This window comes from Buchnera aphidicola (Brachycaudus cardui) (assembly GCF_005081945.1).
GTDB classification, from domain to species: Bacteria; Pseudomonadota; Gammaproteobacteria; order Enterobacterales; family Enterobacteriaceae; genus Buchnera; species Buchnera aphidicola_AN.
Window position 1 is genome coordinate 36,772 of sequence record NZ_CP034879.1, and the last position, 19,382, is coordinate 56,153.

At 28.5% G+C, this 19,382-nt stretch carries 14 protein-coding genes and 4 tRNA genes; 4 read left to right on the forward strand and 14 right to left on the reverse strand.

The window, feature by feature from the left end; genetic code table 11:
* Positions 1 to 259: 259 nt before the first annotated feature.
* The 13 genes from rpoC to murB form a co-directional block, all read right to left on the reverse strand.
* Positions 260 to 4,492, reverse strand: a complete 4,233-nt coding sequence (gene rpoC, locus D9V67_RS00170; protein WP_158358915.1) for a DNA-directed RNA polymerase subunit beta' — start codon at positions 4,490 to 4,492, stop codon at positions 260 to 262.
* A gap of 80 nt (positions 4,493 to 4,572) precedes the next feature.
* Positions 4,573 to 8,601 carry a DNA-directed RNA polymerase subunit beta gene (rpoB, locus tag D9V67_RS00175; protein ID WP_158358917.1) on the reverse strand — a complete coding sequence of 1,343 codons (4,029 nt, stop codon included), beginning with the start codon at positions 8,599 to 8,601 and terminating at the stop codon, positions 4,573 to 4,575.
* A 234-nt stretch (positions 8,602 to 8,835) separates the two neighbouring features.
* Positions 8,836 to 9,204: a 50S ribosomal protein L7/L12 gene (rplL, locus tag D9V67_RS00180; RefSeq protein ID WP_158358919.1), complete on the reverse strand. Its 369-nt coding sequence runs from the start codon at positions 9,202 to 9,204 to the stop codon at positions 8,836 to 8,838.
* Positions 9,205 to 9,270: 66 nt separating this feature from the next.
* The gene (gene rplJ / locus D9V67_RS00185) at positions 9,271 to 9,768 is read right to left on the reverse strand and encodes a 50S ribosomal protein L10 (protein WP_158358921.1); all 498 of its coding nucleotides are present in this window, start codon (positions 9,766 to 9,768) and stop codon (positions 9,271 to 9,273) included.
* 190 nt (positions 9,769 to 9,958) lie between these two features.
* Positions 9,959 to 10,654, reverse strand: a complete 696-nt coding sequence (rplA, locus tag D9V67_RS00190; RefSeq protein WP_158358923.1) for a 50S ribosomal protein L1 — start codon at positions 10,652 to 10,654, stop codon at positions 9,959 to 9,961.
* A 3-nt stretch (positions 10,655 to 10,657) separates the two neighbouring features.
* On the reverse strand, positions 10,658 to 11,086 hold the full coding sequence (rplK, locus tag D9V67_RS00195) for a 50S ribosomal protein L11 (protein ID WP_158358925.1): 429 nt from the start codon (positions 11,084 to 11,086) through the stop codon (positions 10,658 to 10,660).
* Positions 11,087 to 11,145: 59 nt separating this feature from the next.
* A complete protein-coding gene (nusG, locus tag D9V67_RS00200) occupies positions 11,146 to 11,691 on the reverse strand; it encodes a transcription termination/antitermination protein NusG (protein WP_158358927.1) in 546 nt (181 codons plus the stop codon).
* A 3-nt stretch (positions 11,692 to 11,694) separates the two neighbouring features.
* A complete protein-coding gene (gene secE, locus D9V67_RS00205) occupies positions 11,695 to 12,078 on the reverse strand; it encodes a preprotein translocase subunit SecE (RefSeq protein WP_158358928.1) in 384 nt (127 codons plus the stop codon).
* Between the two features lie 282 nt (positions 12,079 to 12,360).
* Positions 12,361 to 12,433, reverse strand: a tRNA-Thr gene (locus D9V67_RS00210).
* A 10-nt stretch (positions 12,434 to 12,443) separates the two neighbouring features.
* Positions 12,444 to 12,515 (reverse strand) — tRNA-Gly (locus D9V67_RS00215).
* Positions 12,516 to 12,561: 46 nt separating this feature from the next.
* Positions 12,562 to 12,643 (reverse strand) — tRNA-Tyr (locus D9V67_RS00220).
* Positions 12,644 to 12,660: 17 nt separating this feature from the next.
* Positions 12,661 to 12,733, reverse strand: a tRNA-Thr gene (locus D9V67_RS00225).
* Positions 12,734 to 12,890: 157 nt separating this feature from the next.
* Positions 12,891 to 13,955 (reverse strand): UDP-N-acetylmuramate dehydrogenase, encoded by a 1,065-nt coding sequence (gene murB, locus D9V67_RS00230; protein WP_158358931.1) that lies wholly within the window; start codon positions 13,953 to 13,955, stop codon positions 12,891 to 12,893.
* A 156-nt stretch (positions 13,956 to 14,111) separates the two neighbouring features.
* Here murB and metF point away from each other — a divergent pair, with 156 nt between their 5' ends.
* Entirely contained in the window at positions 14,112 to 14,990 is an 879-nt protein-coding gene (gene metF / locus D9V67_RS00235; protein ID WP_158358933.1) for a methylenetetrahydrofolate reductase, read from the forward strand.
* 9 nt (positions 14,991 to 14,999) lie between these two features.
* Here metF and argE read toward each other — a convergent pair whose 3' ends face one another.
* Positions 15,000 to 16,145: an acetylornithine deacetylase gene (gene argE, locus D9V67_RS00240; protein WP_158358935.1), complete on the reverse strand. Its 1,146-nt coding sequence runs from the start codon at positions 16,143 to 16,145 to the stop codon at positions 15,000 to 15,002.
* A gap of 160 nt (positions 16,146 to 16,305) precedes the next feature.
* On the opposite strand from argE, the gene argC reads away from it, so the two are divergent.
* Genes argC through D9V67_RS00255 form a run of 3 tightly spaced genes read left to right on the forward strand, consistent with a single transcriptional unit; the run spans position 16,306 to position 19,341 of the window.
* Positions 16,306 to 17,310 (forward strand): N-acetyl-gamma-glutamyl-phosphate reductase, encoded by a 1,005-nt coding sequence (gene argC, locus D9V67_RS00245; RefSeq protein ID WP_158358937.1) that lies wholly within the window; start codon positions 16,306 to 16,308, stop codon positions 17,308 to 17,310.
* Positions 17,311 to 17,330: 20 nt separating this feature from the next.
* Positions 17,331 to 18,104: an acetylglutamate kinase gene (argB, locus tag D9V67_RS00250; protein ID WP_158360059.1), complete on the forward strand. Its 774-nt coding sequence runs from the start codon at positions 17,331 to 17,333 to the stop codon at positions 18,102 to 18,104.
* Between the two features lie 25 nt (positions 18,105 to 18,129).
* Positions 18,130 to 19,341 carry an argininosuccinate synthase gene (locus D9V67_RS00255; protein WP_158358939.1) on the forward strand — a complete coding sequence of 404 codons (1,212 nt, stop codon included), beginning with the start codon at positions 18,130 to 18,132 and terminating at the stop codon, positions 19,339 to 19,341.
* Positions 19,342 to 19,382 lie beyond the last annotated feature (41 nt).

Sequence of the window (19,382 nt, forward strand, 5' to 3'; positions counted from 1 at the left end):
CACATCACTAATTTGATGAATTAAGAAGTATTAAATTAATATTTTTAAAAATTTTTAATTATAGTTCGGAAACAAATAATACTATAATATTATTTATTTTAATAAATAAGCTGATTATATAATTATTACTATTTTTAAATGTATAAATTAATATTTTGTTATCATACTGATTGATATACTAATTAATCAATATAAATTATTATTTTTTTGCTTTGGCTGCTTTTAAGAGCAGCCATAATTTAGATATATTTAAAAAATATTAAGTATAATTATTTTTTGTAAGAGTAGAATTTAATAATTCTGAAAGACTAGCAGAAGCTTCCTCAACACTAATTTGAGAGCTATTAACTACTAGATTACTATGTTTTTTTTCACGACGTTTTAAACGTTCTTTATGATATGCATATCCTGTACCTGCAGGAATTAAACGTCCAACAATAACATTTTCTTTTAATCCTCTTAATTCATCTCTTTTTCCTGCAACTGCAGATTCAGTTAATACTCTTGTAGTTTCTTGAAATGAAGCTGCAGATATAAAAGATTCTGTAGCAAGTGAAGCTTTTGTAATACCTAATAAATCTCTTGAAAAAGTAGCAGATATTTTCTTTTTTTTATCTAATATACGATTTGAAATTTTTATACGAGAAAATTCAACTTGTTCACCGTTTAAAAAATCAGAATCTCCTGATTTTACTATAGTAGCTTTACGAAGCATTTGTCTTATAATGACTTCAATGTGTTTATCATTAATTTTAACACCTTGTAGACGATATACTTCTTGTACTTCATTAACAATATATCTAGTTACAGCTTGAACACCTCTTAAACGAAGAATATCATGTGGTGATTCAGGGCCGTCAGACACAACATCTCCTCTTTCGACTCTTTCTCCTTCAAATACATTTAATTGTCTCCATTTTGGTATCATTTCTTCGTAAGGATCACTACCGTCTACTGGTGTTATAACTAGTCTTCTTTTACCTTTTGTTTCTTTTCCAAACGATATAATACCACTAATTTCAGCTAAAATAGCTAGTTCTTTTGGTCGTCTAGCTTCAAATAAATCTGCTACTCTTGGAAGTCCTCCAGTAATATCTTTAGTTCCTCCTGATTCTTGAGGTACTCGCGCTAAAGTATCACCTGAACTGATTTGAACTCCATCATCTAACTGAACAATAGCTTTTCCAGGTAAAAAGTATTGAGCTGGCATATCTGTTCCTGCAATAAGAACGTCTTGTCCATTACAATCAATTATTTTTAATGCTGGTCTTAAATCTTTACCAATAGACATTCTTTCTGCGGTATCTAATATTACTATAGAAGTTAATCCTGTTAATTCATCTGCCTGTCTTGTAATACTTTGACCATCTATCATATCTACAAATCGAACAAAACCATTAACTTCAGTGATTACAGGCATAGTATGAGGATCCCATTTTGCTACTGTTTCTCCAGAGTTAACTTTTTCACTATTTCCTTTAGCCATAATTGCTCCATAAGGAACTTTATAAGTTTCTTTTGTTCTTCCAAAATTATCAATAATATTTAATTCTACATTTCTAGAAGTAATAACTATTTTCCCTGCAGAATTAGTTACGAATTTAGCATTATTAAGGTGTATAACACCTTGATTTTTTACTTGAATACTAGATTCTGCTGCAGCTCTAGATGCTGCACCACCAATATGAAAGGTTCGCATAGTCAATTGTGTTCCGGGTTCTCCGATAGATTGAGCAGCAATGACTCCGATAGCTTCTCCTTTATTGACTAAATTACCTCGTGCTAAATCTCTACCATAACAATAAGAACAAACACCAAAATCAGTATCGCAATTAACTACTGATCTTACTTTCACATTATCTATAGAATTATTTTCTAAAATATCACACCATTTTTCGTTCAGTAGTGTGTTTCTTTGAATTAAAATATTTTGAGTATTAGGAATGATAACATTATCTGCTGTAATACGGCCTAAAACACGTTCACGTAATGGTTCTTTTACATCACCTCCTTCAATTAATGGAGTCATTAAAATTCCTTCATGTGTACCACAATCATCTTCTGTAACCACTAAATCTTGTGCTACATCCACTAAACGACGAGTTAAATATCCAGAATTAGCAGTTTTTAATGCTGTATCAGCTAGTCCTTTACGTGCTCCATGAGTAGAAATAAAATATTGTAATACATTTAAACCTTCTCGAAAATTAGCTGTGATTGGTGTTTCAATAATAGATCCATCTGGTTTTGCCATTAATCCTCTCATCCCAGCTAATTGACGAATTTGTGCAGCAGAGCCTCGGGCACCTGAGTCAGCCATCATAAAAATACTATTAAAAGATATTTGTTTCTGTTTTTTACCTTTTTTATTTATTACAGTTTCTGTAGATAAATTTTCCATCATTGCTTTAGCTACTCTTTCATTAGATGCTGCCCAAATATCAATAACTTTGTTATATCTCTCACCTGCTGTAACTAATCCAGATTGAAATTGTTCCTGTATTTCAGCAACTTCAATTTCTGCTTCATTAATAATATTTGCTTTTTTTTCTGGTATAACCATATCATCAATACCAACTGAAGCTCCAGATCTTGCTGCATAAGCAAATCCAGTGTACATTATTTGATCAGCAAAAAAAACAGTAGGTTTAAGTCCTAAAATACGATAACAGGTATTGAGCATTTTAGAGATATCTTTCTTTCCTAAAGTTTGATTGACAATACTAAATGGAAGACCTTTAGGAACAATCATCCATAAAATTGCTCGACCTACAGTTGTATGAATTATTTTTGTGACTGAAGTAAAATTTTTATCTTTATTTTTTTGATATTCTATTATTCTTACTCTTACTAAAGAGTGCAATTCAGCAATGCCTAAACGATATACTTTTTCTGCTTCATTTGAACCATTTAATAGCATACCTTCACCTTTGCCATTAATTTTTTCACGAGTCATATAATACAACCCTAAAACAACATCTTGAGAAGGTACAATAATAGGTTCTCCATTAGCTGGTGAAAGAATATTATTAGTAGACATCATTAAAGCTCTAGCTTCTAATTGTGATTCTAGAGTCAATGGAACATGTACAGCCATTTGATCTCCATCAAAATCAGCATTATAAGCTGCACATACTAATGGATGTAGTTGAATTGCTTTACCTTCGATGAGTACAGGTTCAAATGCTTGTATTCCTAATCTATGTAAAGTAGGTGCACGATTTAAGAGAACTGGATGTTCACGAATAACTTCATCTAAAATATCCCATACTACTGCTTCTTCTCTTTCTACCATTTTTTTTGCTGCTTTAATAGTAGTAGCTAAACCACGTACTTCTAATTTTCCATATATAAATGGTTTAAAAAGTTCTAATGCCATTTTTTTAGGTAATCCACATTGATGTAAGCGGAGATAAGGACCTACAGTAATTACTGAACGACCTGAGTAATCTACACGTTTTCCTAGAAGGTTTTGTCGGAATCTTCCTTGTTTTCCTTTAATCATATCAGCTAATGATTTAAGAGGTCTTTTATTAGATCCTGTAATAGCTCGTCCTCTTCTTCCGTTATCTAATAAGGCATCTACCGCTTCTTGTAACATTCTTTTTTCATTTCGTACAATAATATCTGGAGCAGCTAAATCTAATAAACGTTTAAGACGATTATTTCTATTAATTACTCTACGATATAAATCATTTAAATCAGATGTAGCAAATCTTCCTCCATCTAATGGTACTAACGGTCTTAGATCAGGTGGTAATACTGGTAATACAGTAAGAATCATCCATTCCGGTTTATTATGAGATTGAATAAAAGCTTCTAACAATTTAATTCTTTTCGTTAATTTTTTTCTTTTTGTTTCTGAATTAGTATCATGTAATTCAGTTCTTAGCGTATCGCATTCCTGTATTAGATTCATGTCTTTTAATAGACATTGAATCGCTTCTGCTCCCATTGTTGCATGAAATTCATCTCCAAATTCTTCTAAAGCATCTAAATATTGTTCTTCTGTTAAAATCTGGTTTTTTTCAAGAGTAGTCATACCAGCTTCTATAACAACATAAGATTCAAAATATAATACTCTTTCAATGTCTCTTAAAGGCATATCTAACAATAAACCTATACGCGATGGTAAAGATTTTAAAAACCAAATATGAGCTGTAGGTGAAGACAGTTCTATATGACCCATTCGTTCACGTCTTACTTTACTTTGTGTAACCTCAACTCCACATTTTTCACAAATAACACCTCGGTGTTTCAATCTTTTATATTTACCGCATAAACACTCATAATCTTTAACTGGACCAAAAATACGAGCACAAAATAGCCCATCTCTTTCAGGTTTAAATGTACGATAATTAATTGTTTCAGGTTTTTTTACTTCACCAAACGACCAAGACCTAATCATATCAGGTGAAGCTAATGAAATTTTGATAGCATCAAAATCTTCATTTTTAGTTTGGGATTTAAGAAATTTTAGTAAATCTTTCACGCATTAGCTCCCGTCGGAGTGAAACTTGTAGGGTAATAAATCTATAAATATTTTTACTGTTTTAGAATAGTTTAATTATATCATTCGCTTTCTAATTCAATATTAATACCTAACGAACGAATTTCTTTTAATAAAACATTAAACGATTCTGGCATACCAGGTTCCATTTGATGATTACCATCTACGATGTTTTTATACATTTTAGTTCTTCCATTCACATCATCAGATTTTACAGTTAACATTTCTTGTAATGTATAAGAAGCTCCATATGCTTCTAGCGCCCAAACTTCCATTTCACCGAAACGTTGTCCACCAAATTGAGCTTTACCGCCTAATGGTTGCTGAGTAACTAAGCTATAAGAACCAGTAGAACGAGCATGCATTTTATCATCAACTAGATGATTTAATTTTAACATATACATATAACCCACTGTGACTGGTCTTTCAAATTTTTCCCCTGTTCTGCCATCAAAAAGTGTAATTTGTCCAGATGTAGGTAAATCTGCAAATTTTAAAAATTTTTTTATTTCATTTTCCTGTGCACCATCAAATACAGGCGTAGCAATAGGCATACCATTTTTTAAATTATTTGCTAAACATAAAATTTCTTCATTAGAAAAAGTGTCTAGATCTATTTTTTGGCGTAAATTATCTCCTAAATTAAAAGCTTTTTGAATAAACTGTCTTAAATTAGATATTTTTTCTTGTTTTTTTATCATGTTATTAATTTTATTGCCGATACCTTTAGCTGCCATTCCTAAATGTGTTTCAAGTATTTGTCCAATATTCATGCGAGAAGGAACACCTAAAGGATTTAAGACGATATCGACTGGTATACCATTTTCATCATAAGGCATATCTTCAACAGGATTAATCTTAGAAATAACTCCTTTATTTCCATGTCGTCCTGCCATTTTATCACCAGGTTGAATTTGACGCTTGACTGCTAAATATACTTTTACTATTTTTAAAACACCTGGAGCAAGATCATCTCCTTGTGTGATTTTTCGACGTTTTATTTCAATTTTTTTATTAAATTCTTCTTTTAACTCATTATGTTGTTTTGCAAGTTTTTCTATTTCTTGTTGTTGGTCTTTTTGTTTTATTTCGATTGATAACCATTTTTCATAAGATAAATTATTAAGTTGATCTATTTTAATATCAAAAGATATAAGAATTTTTTTAATATGAGTAAATAAACTAGATTCAAATATTTTAAATTCTTCTGTCAGATCTTTTTTTACTTTTTTAAGTTGCATGTCTTCAATTTCTAAAGCTCTTTTATCTTTTTTTACACCATCTCTTGTGAATATTTGCACATCGATTACAGTGCCTGATACTCCATTAGGAACTCGTAATGAAGAATCTTTTACATCTGATGCTTTTTCACCAAAAATAGCTCGCAATAATTTTTCTTCTGGTGTCAGTTGCGTTTCTCCTTTTGGAGTTACTTTTCCTACTAAGATATCACCTCCAGTTACTTCAGCTCCAATATATACAATTCCTGATTCATCTAATTTTGATAGAGCAGCTTCTCCTACATTAGGTATATCTGCACTAATTTCTTCTGGTCCTAATTTAGTATCTCTTGATATACATGACAATTCTTGAATATGAATTGTAGTAAAACGATCTTCTTGAACAATTCTTTCTGATACTAAAATAGAATCTTCAAAATTATATCCATTCCAAGGCATGAATGCTACTCGCATATTTTGTCCTAATGCAAGTTCGCCTAAATCAGTAGATGGTCCATCAGCTAAAACATCACCTTTTTTAATTTTTTCACCTAAATTGACACAAGGTTGTTGATTAATACAAGTATTCTGATTAGATCGAGTATATTTAGTTAAATTATAAATATCTATTCCAGCTTCTTCTGAATGCATTTCCTTTTCATTAACTTTAACAACAATACGAGAGGCATCTACATATTGAATAAATCCACTTCTTTTAGCTACAGCAGTAACACCTGAATCTACTGCGACTGCTCTTTCCATTCCAGTTCCCACTAAAGGTTTATCTGCTTTAAGAGTAGGTACTGCTTGACGTTGCATATTTGCACCCATTAATGCTCTATTTGCATCATCATGTTCAAGAAAAGGTATTAAAGATGCACCTACAGATACAATTTGTTGAGTAGAAACATCCATATAATTAACTTGATTGCAATTGAATAAACTAGATTCGCCTTTATGTCTACAAGTTACTAAATCATCAGTAAAAAAACCATTTTTATCAAGATTAGTATTTGCTTGGGCAATGATATAATTACCTTCTTCTATAGCAGATAAATAATTTATTTCTTCAGTAACTAATCCATTTCGTACTTTTCTATACGGTGTTTCTAAAAATCCATATGAATTAGTTTGAGCATAGACAGATAAAGAATTAATTAGTCCAATATTAGGACCTTCTGGTGTTTCTATAGGACATACTCGTCCATAATGTGTTGGATGAACATCTCTAACTTCAAATCCTGCTCTTTCTCTTGTTAAACCGCCTAGTCCTAATGCTGAAATTCGTCTTTTATGTGTAATTTCTGATAAAGGATTATTTTGATCCATAAATTGAGATAATTGACTAGATCCAAAAAATTCTTTAACAGCAGCTGATATTGGTTTAGCATTTATCATGTCTTGTGGCATAATAGTATCTAAATCACCAATAGATAATCTTTCTTTTACTGCTCTTTCGACTCTTACTAAACCAATTCTAAATTGATTTTCTGCCATTTCTCCTACTGATCTAATACGTCTGTTACCTAAATGATCAATATCATCTATTTCTCCTTTTCCATTTCGTATATCAATTATTTTTTTTATAACATCAATGATATCTTCTTTGTTTAAAGTAGATGATCCTTCAATTTCTTGACGTAGAAGAGATCTGTTAAATTTCATTCTACCAACAGAAGATAAGTCATATCGATCTTCACAAAAAAATAAATTTTCAAATAAATTTTCTGTTGCTTCTTTAGTAGGAGGCTCACCAGGTCTCATAACTCGGTATATTTCTATTAAAGCACTTGTACGATCATGAGCAGAGTCTATACGTAGTGTTTCTGATATATATGGACCATGATCTAAATCATTAGTAAATAGTGTTTCAATAAGATTAAAACCTGATTGTTGTAGTTTTTCTAATATTTCTAGAGATAATTCAGTATTAGCAAAAATAATTATTTCACCTGTTTTTTTATCAAAATAATTTTTAGATACAATTCTTCCTAAAATATATTCTACTGGAACATTGATAGATTTAATTTTATTATTTTTTAGTTCTTGAATATGTCTAGCAGTAATACGACGACCTTTTTCTACATATATTTTGCCATCTTTTTGAATATCAAAAGATGCAGTTTCACCTCTTAGTCTTTCAGGCACTAATTCTAATTGAATTATATTTTTTTCGATCTGAAAAATATTTTTTTCAAAAAATAGATTCAAAATTTCTTCTGTATTATAATTTAGAGCTCGTAATATAATACTCACTGGTAGTTTACGACGCCTATCAATTCTCACAAATAAATTATCTTTTGGATCAAATTCAAAATCTAACCAAGATCCTCTATAGGGAATAATACGTGCATTATAGAGTACTTTTCCTGAAGAATGTGTTTTGCCTTTATCACTATCAAAAAAAACTCCAGGACTACGGTGCAACTGAGAAACTACAACTCTTTCTGTTCCATTTATTATAAATGTTCCATTATCAGTCATTAGTGGTATTTCACCCATATAAACTTCTTGTTCTTTAATATCTTTAACATTAGCTTCTAATGCATCACGTTCATAAATGACAAGACGTAATCTTACTCTTAAAGGCGCTGAATAAGTCGCACCTCTTATTTGACATTCTTTTACGTCAAATATTGCTTCTCCTAAACGATAACTAACATATTGAAGTTCAGAATTCCCATTATAACTTTGAATTGGAAAAACAGAACGAAAAGCTGCTTCTAATCCATGTTGACCCTCTAAATCTGGTTCAATAAATTTTTTAAAAGAATCTAGTTGAATTGAAAGAAGATATGGTATATCTAAAACTTGAGGACGTTTGCCAAAATCTTTACGAATACGTTTTTTTTCAGTATAAGAGTAAACCATAGGGTTCCTAAGCTCGCTGATAGATAAGTTAAAATAAATTTATCTTTTTATCTGAAGGGAGAGATATTTTCAATATTTCTTAGAGAATTTTGATTGTTTTTTATAATTACTTTTATTAACCTATGATGAAATGTTTTTGAAGAAGAAATTGAATTTTGTTTCATCAAAAAGGCTGGTGAGTAAAATCACCAGCCGTGCTTGAAAATTAATTAAATTATAACATTAAATATTTTTTTATTTAATCTCTATTTCTGCACCAACATCTTCTAATGTTTTTTTGAGTGATTCTGCATCTTCTTTACTAATGTTTTCTTTTAAAACTGTTGGAGCTGATTCTACTAAGTCTTTAGCTTCTTTTAGCCCTAGTCCAGTTGCGCTTCGTACGGTTTTAATTACAGATACTTTATTTGGTCCAATCACTTTTAAAAAAATATCAAATTCTGTTTTTTCTTCCTGTAAATCTTTTTCATTATTATTATTGGAATTAATAGGCATACTAGCAGAAACTCCAAATTTTTCTTCCATTGCAGAAATTAGATCTACAACATTTATAACTGACATTTCCGATATAGCGTTTAAGATTTGTTCTTTAGTAATAGACATAACAATAATTCCTAATAAGAATTAGAATTATTTTAGATGTATTGAATACATCAAAAATAATAACCTTTAAGAGGTTTCTTTTTTCTTTTTTATAGCAGATAATGTATAAATAAGTTTTCCAGCAATTGACATCTTTAATATAAATAAAAGTTTTATTATTGCTTCTTTATAAGTAGGCATATCTGCTAGTTGATTAATTTCTACAATAGAGAGTAATTTCCCTTCAAAAGCTGCTCCTGTAATTTTGAAATGTGTATTTTTTTTTGAGAATTCTTTAAATAATCTAGGACCACTACCTGGATGTGTCATAGAATAAGCAATGAAAGTAGAGCCTTTTATTTTTTTTTTTAAACATTCAAAATTAGTATTTTTAATTGCTAAAGATAGTAGAGTATTTCGAACAATACTCATTTTCACTCCAATTTCACGTCCAGATTTTCGTAATTGATTTATTTTATTTACTGAAATACCTTGAGAATCTGCAGTCACAGCTGATAGTGCAATATTCGATATTTTATTAATTTTTGAAACAATTATTTTTTTTTCATTAAGATTTAATGCCATTTATCAGATTCTCCTCTAGAGAGAAATACTTTTTTTTAAACAGCATATAAGTATTATCACAATATGACCATAAAATAAATTTCTTAAAGTGATAAACATATAATGTTAGAAATAATTTTATATACTGATTAAAAAATGGGGATACTATTATAGATAATTTTTTTTATATCGTAAAGTGAAAATCATTTGATTAAATAGCTAAACTAGATTGATCAACAATTAATCCTATACCCATAGTAGTCGATAGTACTATTTTTTTGATGTATATTCCTTTTGATTGAGGAGGTTTTGATTTTTTGATAGATTCTAAAAATACATTAAAATTTTCTTTTATATGATTTTTATCAAAACTAATTCTACCAAGTGTAGAATGCACAATACCGTATTTATCATTACGATAACGAACTTGTCCTGTTTTAGCATTTTTGATAGCTTCGCCAATATTACTTGTTATTGTGCCTAATTTAGGATTTGGCATTAAACCACGTGGTCCTAATATTTGTCCTAACTGTGTTACGACTTTCATTGCATCAGGTGAAGCAATAACAACATTGAAATTTACACCTTCTTTTTTTATTTTTTCAGCTAAGTCTTCCATTCCTACTAGTTCTGCACCTGCTTTTTTAGCTATTTCAATATTATCACCTTGAGTAAATACAGCGACTCTAATAGATCGTCCAAGACCATTAGGCAGAACTGTTGAACCTCGAATATTTTGATCAGATTTTTTTGAATTGATACCTAAATTGATAGCGATATCGATACTTTCATCAAATTTTACTTTTGATGATTGTTTTAATAATACTATTAATTCATCAATGTTATATGATTGCTGTAAATTAATATTATTTTTAATATTTTTTATGCGTTTAGTAATTTTAGTCATCTATTATTCCTCAATAATTAAACCCATAGATTTAGCAGTACCTTCAATAGAACGCATTATGCTTTCAATATTAGAACCTGTCATATCACAATTTTTAATTGTTGCTATTTCTTTAATTTTTGATCGATTTATCTTCCCTATTGGTTCTATTTTTGTTTTACTAGATCCTTTTTTTATATCAGAAAATTTTTTTAATAAAATAGAAGCTGGAGGTGTTTTTGTAATAAATGTAAATGAACGATCAGAATAAACTGTAATAATTACTGGTATAGGTAGTCCTTTTTCTATGTTTTCTGTTTTTTTATTAAATAATTTACAAAATTCCATAATATTAACACCTTTTTGACCTAATGCAGGTCCAATTGGTGGGCTAGGATTAGCTGTTCCTGCTGGAACTTGAAGTTTAATATAAGATTGTATTTTTTTCGCCATTTTTTTTATTCTCTAAATAATATATAAAATATTTTTGTTTTCATAAAAAGAAGAATATTTTAGTTTTTTTCAACTTGTCTGAAATCGAGTTCTACAGGAGTAGACCTTCCAAAAATTGAAACAGAAACTTTAAGTCTACTTTTTTCATAATCAACTTCTTCTACAACACCATTAAAGTCTGAGAAAGGACCATCATTTACACGAATCATCTCTCCAGGTTCAAACAAAGTTTTAGGTCTTGGCTTATCACCAATTTGACGTAGTCTATTAATAATAATTTCTACTTCTTTATCACTAATAGGTGAAGGTTTATCTGATTTTCCACCTATAAATCCTAGTACTCTAGGAACATTTCTAATTAAATGCCAAGTAGAGTCTGTCATTATCATTTGAATTAAAACATATCCAGGAAAAAATTTATATTCACTTTTTCTGCGTTGTCCACCTCGAATTTCAATCACTTCTTGAGAAGGGACCATTACTTCTCCAAATAAATTTTCCATTTTATTTAATTTTACATGTTCTCGTATTGATTGTGCCACTCGACCTTCAAAACCAGAAAAAGCTTGTAATACATACCATTTTTTTTTTGCACTCTGATGCATTTTTTAGAACCTTAAACTAATAATAAATGCTATTAAACGGAATATAATATTATCTACACTCCATAAAAGAAGAGATATAACAATTGTTACAGAAATCACGATAAGTGTAGTATATAAAGTTTCTTTATATGTAGGCCATATTATTTTTTGCATTTCTTTTTTTGACAGTTTGATATATGAAGAGATAGATTTTCCTTTTTTTGTACATAATAAGATGCTAATAGCACAGAGAAATAAAAACGATATAATAAATATTCGAATAAGTAAGTGTATTTCGTGAAAGTAGTAGTTAATTATAAAAGATAGAATAAAGAATATAGATACAGATAACCATTTTATTTTTTCTAAAATTTTAGATTCATTTTGATGATAGGTATTTTTTTTCATAGCTTCTCCTAAAATTATAAAATAATATAGAAAAAATATGCTAATGTACTAAACATTTATTCTTCTTTATTTATATAAAAATTTTTGTGTTAATAGAAAGTTGAAAAAAGTAAAATATTTTTAAAATAAGTCTAAAATTTTTTTAAAGGAAATTTAGCATGATTTAAAAATAAATTATTGGGTGAGATTGATGATAAATGATTTTACATTAAAAAATTAAAGTAAAATATTAAAAGAAAATAAAGTAGGTTTATTTTTTAATAATAAATATGAATAAATATATGCTGATACCCAGGATTGAACTGGGGACCTCACCCTTACCAAGGGTGTGCTCTACCTACTGAGCCATATCAGCAATTTATTTTAGCGGTCAGCGGGAATTGAACCCGCATCATCAGCTTGGAAGGCTGAGGTAATAGCCATTATACGATGTCCGCATTTTTATAATCTTTTTTGTAATATATATTAATATAATATATATTGTGGTGGGAGAAGGATTCGAACCTTCGAAGTCTATGACGGCAGATTTACAGTCTGCTCCCTTTGGCCGCTCGGGAACCCCACCTGAAAAATAAATATTTATGCCGGCTACCGGAATTGAACTGGTGACCTACTGATTACAAGTCAGTTGCTCTGCCTGCTGAGCTAAGCCGGCATTTTTTATTAGTTTTTAATTAAAATAAGAAATATTTTAAAAAAATAATTTCTAAGAATTCATATTATATAATTTTTCATTTTTATTGCAAGTTTTTTATAAAAAATTTTATTTTATTGGGAATAATATAATTATTTTTTTAGTGTTTTTTATTTTTTTACTTAAAAATATCTGATGCTTTTATTTTTCTTTTTGATCCGATGAAATCGACTTCAGGTTCTAAACGTATATGAAATTTTTTTAAAATATGTGAATATATTTTTTTTGCTAATTGAAGTACTTCTTGCGAAGTAGCTTTTTTTATATTAATCAATATCAGTTTGTTTTGCTTATGTATAGCTGCATCACCAATTTGAATATTTTTATATTTACAATTTTCAATTAGCCATCCTCCAGAAATTTTTACTGATCCATTTATTTGAGGATAATTTGGAAGATTGTATAAAGATATTAGTTGTTGAGCATGTTTTTTTGAAATAATTGGATTTTTAAAAAAACTTCCAGCATTACCTATTTTTTTAGGATCAGGTAATTTTTTTATGCGTATTTTACATATAATATTAAATATTTTATATGCTGTAATATATTTTGATTTGATATAATTTGATAATGCAGAACATGTAATAGGATGCCATTTTTTTGATATTTTTATACCAACTGCAATAATAATAGATTCTGCGTGGTATTGACGTTTAAAAATACTATTTCGATAAGAAAAATCACATGAATTTGAATTGATTCTTATCGTATTATTTTTATTTGAAAGAATATTATTGTTTAAAGATATAATATCAACATACTGACAAATATCTTTAAACTCTAACCCATAGGCACCAATATTTTGCATTGCTGCTGATCCGATACAACCAGGAATTAATGCTAAATTTTCTAATCCTAAAATACCTACATTTAATGTGTATTTAACTAAATCATGCCATTTTTCTCCTGAATATACATGTATTAACCAGGAATTATTTTTTTCTATAATTTTAATGCCTTTAATTCGATTAATAATAATTATTCCTCTATAATTTTTTAAAAAAAGTATATTACTTCCTTCTCCTAAAATAATATAAGGAATTTGAGATATTTTACAAATTTGCAATATATGAATTAATGATTGAATTGTTTTAATAAAAATAATTTTTTTTGCTGTTACATCCATTCTAAATGTGTTTAAATCTTTTAATGACTGATTAGAAGAATATTTTTTTTTATACATATGTAATCAAATAATAATATTATTTAGTTATTATATTAAGAATTAGATGTTTTTAATTATATAGTAATTTTAAATTATTTTTTAACTATATAGTAATTTTAAATTATTTTTTAACTATATAGTAATTTTAAATTATTTTTTAATGGAGTGATAATAATGCAGAATTTTTCCAAATATCATCAAAATATAGTATATCAAAAAAAAGAGAATCTTGGTCACATTATAAACTGTTCTTTTGAATTTTTTCCTCCTAAAAGTATTAATTTAGAAAAAAATCTTTGGTTTTCAGTTGAGCAACTTAGTAAATTAAAACCAAAATTTTTTTCTGTTACTTATGGTGCAAATAGCGGTGAACGTCTAAAAACATATGAAATTGTAAAGAAAATAAATAAGAAAACACAAGTGATTACAGCTGCACATTTGACTTGTGTGGATTCTACACCTGATGAATTAAAAAGAATAGCACAAGATTATTGGAATAATGGGATTCAAAGTATTGTGGCATTAAGAGGAGATACATTAAAAAAAAATTATAGGCATAAAATGTATGCTTTAGATTTAGTTATTTTATTAAAAAAAATTGCTGATTTTGATATTTCTGTAGCAGCTTATCCTGAACTTCATCCAGAATCAAAAGATGCTAAATTTGATATTATGAGTTTAAAAAAGAAAATTGATGCAGGTGCAAATAGAGCAATTACTCAGTTTTTTTTTAATGTTGAAAGCTATCTTCGTTTTCGCGATAATTGTATTAAAAATAATATAAATGTTGAAATTATACCAGGTATCTTACCAGTTTATAATTTCCAACAATTACAACGTTTTGCAGAGATGACTAATGTTCACATTCCTAAATGGATGTTTGAAATATTTTATGGACTAGATGATGATATAGCTGTACAGAAAATTATAGGTTCTAGTATAGTTATAGATATGGTGAAAAATCTATCTTCTGAAGGTGTTAAAAACTTTCATTTTTACACTTTAAATCAATCTGAAGTAATTTATTCTGTTTGTCGTATGTTAGGTTTATAAAAAATTATTTTAATAACAAAACGTATATATTAATTTATTCAAAATATTTTTAGTTGGTTGAATAAAAAAAGTATCTAAATACTCGTCTGGTTGATGTGCCTGTTCGATAGAACCAGGACCTAGTATTAAAGTAGGTGCTATTTTTTCAAAAAAGGGTGCTTCTGTACAGTAATTTACGGCTTTACTATTTAAATTACATAATTTTTCTACTATTTTTATAGCCTTATTTGTATGACAACATTCATAAGCAGGAACAGAAGCAAAAAGTTTTTTTATAACAATACGATTAGACCATCGAGTCATAATAGACTGTAACTTTGCTTGAATTAAAATTTCAATTTGTGTTAAAGTCAGTCCTGGTGTGGGTCTTATTTCAAAATTTAATGTACATAAAGAACAAATTCGATTAATTGCACCACCTCCATTTATATAAGATAAATTCATAGTTGGATATGGAACAGAAAAATTTTTATGTTGATATTTTTTTTTTAGATATATTTTTAAATCAAGCAATTTTTCAAGAATATTATGTAAAATTTCAATACTATTAATACCATTATCAGGATTACTAGAATGTCCAGTTTTTCCTATTATTTCAATAGAATAAGATAAATGTCCTTTATGTGCATTAATTAACTCTAAAGATGTAGGCTCTCCAATGATTATACAATCTGGTTGAATAATATTAGATTGTATAAAGTATTTTGCTCCAGACATATCTGTTTCTTCATTGGCAGTGGCAAGAATATAGATTGGTTTTTTTATTTTTTTTATATCTATAAAGGATAATACTTCTAGTATACAAGCAAAAAAACCTTTCATGTCTACTGTTCCTAATCCATAAAATTTATTATCACTTTCAGTTAAAATAAAAGGGTTTTTTGTCCATGTATTTTCATCAAAATCAACAGTATCTGAATGTCCAGATAGAAGCAATCCTCCATATCCTGAACCAATTCGAGCCAGCATATTAAACTTATTAGTATTTGGGATATGATCAATTTTTATTGAAAATTTCAAGTCACATAAATAATTAGACAATAAATCAATAAAATTTTTATTGCTTTGATCTATTAATTGATTAGTGCTACTAATTGTAGGAATTTTAATCAAGGATTTATATATTTCAATAAACGAAGGTATTTTTCTTATCATATAATATTTAATTAATATCTATCATGATTGATATTAACAATATTTTATTCATAAATACATAATTTATCAATATTAATAATATCAAATATATTTTTGTTATAAAATTTAATACAATATTTTTATAAATAGTTATTGTGTTTATTTAAGGTTTATTTATTTTATGTTGAATGTATTAATTGTTGGTGCTAGTGGATATGCTGGTGCAGAGTTAGTGAATTATATGCATCGTCATCGATTTGCTAATATAAAAAAAATATTTGTCTCAAAAAATAGTTTAGATATAGGTAAAATGTTTTCAGATGTTCATCATCAGTTTACAGATATGATACATTTACGATTTGAATCTATAAGTGATTTTAATCTAGTAGATCAAGATATTAATGTTGTCTTTTTAGCCACTGATCATAATGTTAGTCATGATATGGTCCCATTTTTTTTATCTTCTGGTTGTATCGTATTTGATCTTTCAGCTGCATACAGAGTACGAGATTGCAAGATTTATACAGATTATTATAGATTTATTCATAAATATAAAAAAATTTTAGAAAAATCTGTTTATGGATTAGCTGAATGGAAAGAAAAAGAAATAAAAAAAGCATCTTTAGTTTCGGTTCCAGGATGTTATGCAACCTGTGTTCAGTTAGCATTAAGACCTCTAGTAGAAGAAAAGATTCTTTGTAGTCAGAATATACCAATTATTAATGCTATTAGTGGTGTAAGTGGTGCTGGTAGAAAATCTAATATTACAAATAGTTTTTGCCAAGTTAGTTTACAACCATATAATATTTTTACTCATCGTCATACTCCTGAAATTATAGAACATTTAGGAATTCCAGTAATTTTTATCCCTCATCTTGGTGCATTTTATCGTGGAATAATCACTACTATTACATGTAAATTAAAAGATAATATTCAAGAAGTTGATGTATATAATATTTTCTATAAATTTTATAAAAATAAACCGTTGATTCGTATATATAAAAAATTTTTACCCAGCATAAAAACAGTTGAAAAAATGCCATTTTGTGATATTGGTTTTACCATTAAAGATAATTATATTGTGATTGTAGCTGCTGAAGATAATTTATTAAAAGGAGCTGCAGCTCAAGCAGTACAATGTTTTAATATTCGTTTTGGTTTTCCGGAAACAGAATCAATTCTTTAATTAACAATGAGATATTTATGATGAATCCTTTAGTTATTAAATTAGGTGGTGTTCTTTTAGAAAGTGACGATGCTATGATGCGTTTATTTAAAGCTTTAGTTGATTATAGGAAATCTTATAAACGTCATATATTAATCATCCATGGAGGAGGTCGTTTAATTGACGATTTAATGGAAAAACTTTCTTTACCAGTTAAAAAGAAAAATGGTTTGCGTGTTACTCCTTATGATCATATTAATATTATTACAGGTGCGTTGGCTGGAACTGCTAATAAAACTCTTCTTGCATGGGCATTGAAATACCATATTAACGCTGTAGGGTTATGTTTAGCAGATGGAAATAGTGTTAATGTAGAAATGCTAGATCAAGATTTAGGGCATGTAGGTAAGGCTAAACCAGGGTCACCATTATTTTTGACAAAATTATGTGACGAAGGAGTATTACCTATTGTTAGTTCTATAGGAATTACAAATGATGGTTTATTAATGAATGTTAATGCTGATTTAGCAGCAACTGCTTTAGCAACTACTTTACAGGCTAATTTAATTTTATTATCTGATATCAGCTCAATATTAAATGGAAAAGGACAAAGAATTGAAGAAATTAATAGTGAAAAAGCTAAACAATTAATTACACAAGGCATTATAACCAATGGTATGATTGTTAAAGTAAATGCAGCTTTAGAAGCGGCACGTATTTTACAGCGTCCTGTAGATATAGCAAGTTGGCAAAATACAGATTCGCTAGAATTATTATTTAATGGAATGAATATTGGTACTCGAGTTTTTGTATAATTTATTATAACTTAGTAGGTTTACAATGATTAGTAGAAAAATTAATAAAGTAGTTTTAGCATATTCTGGTGGTTTAGATACTTCAGCAATTATTCCATGGCTTAAAGAAAATTATAATGTTGAAGTCATTGCTTTTGTTGCTAATATAGGGCAATCAAAAAAAGATTTATTTGGTATTGAAAAAAAAGCGTTAAAATCAGGTGCATCTAGTTGCTATGTGTCTGATGTAAAAGAAGAGTTTATCAAAAATTATGTATATCCTATTTTAAAAACTGGTGCCTTATATGAAGGTAGCTATTTATTGGGTACAGCACTAGCTCGACCTATTATTGCACAAAAACAAGTAGAACTTGCATTAAAAGTTGGAGCAGATGCACTATGTCATGGCGCGACTGGTAAAGGTAATGATCAAATTCGATTTGAAATGTCTTATGCAGCATTAGCGCCTAATTTACATGTTATTGCTCCATGGAGAGAATGGAAGCTACATTCAAGAGAATCATTATTAAAGTATTTAGAGGAAAGAAATATTTCTACAACAGCAACATTAGAAAAAATTTATAGTAAAGATGAAAATATTTGGCACATTTCGACCGAAGGTGGTTTACTTGAAGATCCTTGGAATCGATCTAATAAAGATTGTTGGAGTTGGACAGTAGAGCCTGAAGATGCTCCAGAAGAGGCTGAATATATTTCATTAAGATTGAAAGAAGGTTCAGTGGTTGCAATTAATAATCAAGAATTAAACCCATTAAAATGCGTAGAAAAATTAAATCAAATTGGTTCTAAACATGCAATTGGTAGAATTGATATCATTGAGAATAGATTAATTGGTATTAAGTCTAGAGGTTGTTATGAAACACCAGGCGGAACTATTATTACAGCAGCTATAAAAGCGATTGAACAGTTAGTTTTAGATCGTGAAAGTTTTCAATGGAGAGAAAAAATTGGCTTAGAAATGTCTTTAGTGGTTTATGATGGACGTTGGTTTTCTCCAATACGAGAATCTTTACAAGCTGCTGCTGATTCACTATCATCTTCAATCAATGGAGAAGTTATATTAAAGTTATATAAAGGTAGTGTTACTTCTGTCCAAAAATATTCTCCTAATACATTATATTCTCCAGAATATGCTACTTTTGGAAAAGATGAGGTTTATAAACAGTCTGATGCTGATGGTTTTATTCGTCTTTTTTCTCTTTCTTCGAGAATACGTGCAAAAAATAAATTAAAATAGTTTTGTAAAATATAGTGATCAACTATAAGATTAATATTATT

Bases quoted from the DNA above. Each gene is read 5' to 3' on its own strand.
- metF (WP_158358933.1), top strand. From the start codon at position 14,112: ATGCAGAATTTTTCCAAATATCATCAAAATATAGTATATCAAAAAAAA.
- nusG (WP_158358927.1), bottom strand. From the start codon at position 11,691: ATGCATCAGAGTGCAAAAAAAAAATGGTATGTATTACAAGCTTTTTCT.
- rplJ (WP_158358921.1), bottom strand. From the start codon at position 9,768: ATGGCATTAAATCTTAATGAAAAAAAAATAATTGTTTCAAAAATTAAT.
- secE (WP_158358928.1), bottom strand. From the start codon at position 12,078: ATGAAAAAAAATACCTATCATCAAAATGAATCTAAAATTTTAGAAAAA.
- argC (WP_158358937.1), top strand. From the start codon at position 16,306: ATGTTGAATGTATTAATTGTTGGTGCTAGTGGATATGCTGGTGCAGAG.
- rplL (WP_158358919.1), bottom strand. From the start codon at position 9,204: ATGTCTATTACTAAAGAACAAATCTTAAACGCTATATCGGAAATGTCA.
- rplA (WP_158358923.1), bottom strand. From the start codon at position 10,654: ATGACTAAAATTACTAAACGCATAAAAAATATTAAAAATAATATTAAT.
- rpoB (WP_158358917.1), bottom strand. From the start codon at position 8,601: ATGGTTTACTCTTATACTGAAAAAAAACGTATTCGTAAAGATTTTGGC.
- argE (WP_158358935.1), bottom strand. From the start codon at position 16,145: ATGATAAGAAAAATACCTTCGTTTATTGAAATATATAAATCCTTGATT.
- argB (WP_158360059.1), top strand. From the start codon at position 17,331: ATGAATCCTTTAGTTATTAAATTAGGTGGTGTTCTTTTAGAAAGTGAC.
- murB (WP_158358931.1), bottom strand. From the start codon at position 13,955: ATGTATAAAAAAAAATATTCTTCTAATCAGTCATTAAAAGATTTAAAC.
- rplK (WP_158358925.1), bottom strand. From the start codon at position 11,086: ATGGCGAAAAAAATACAATCTTATATTAAACTTCAAGTTCCAGCAGGA.
- D9V67_RS00255 (WP_158358939.1), top strand. From the start codon at position 18,130: ATGATTAGTAGAAAAATTAATAAAGTAGTTTTAGCATATTCTGGTGGT.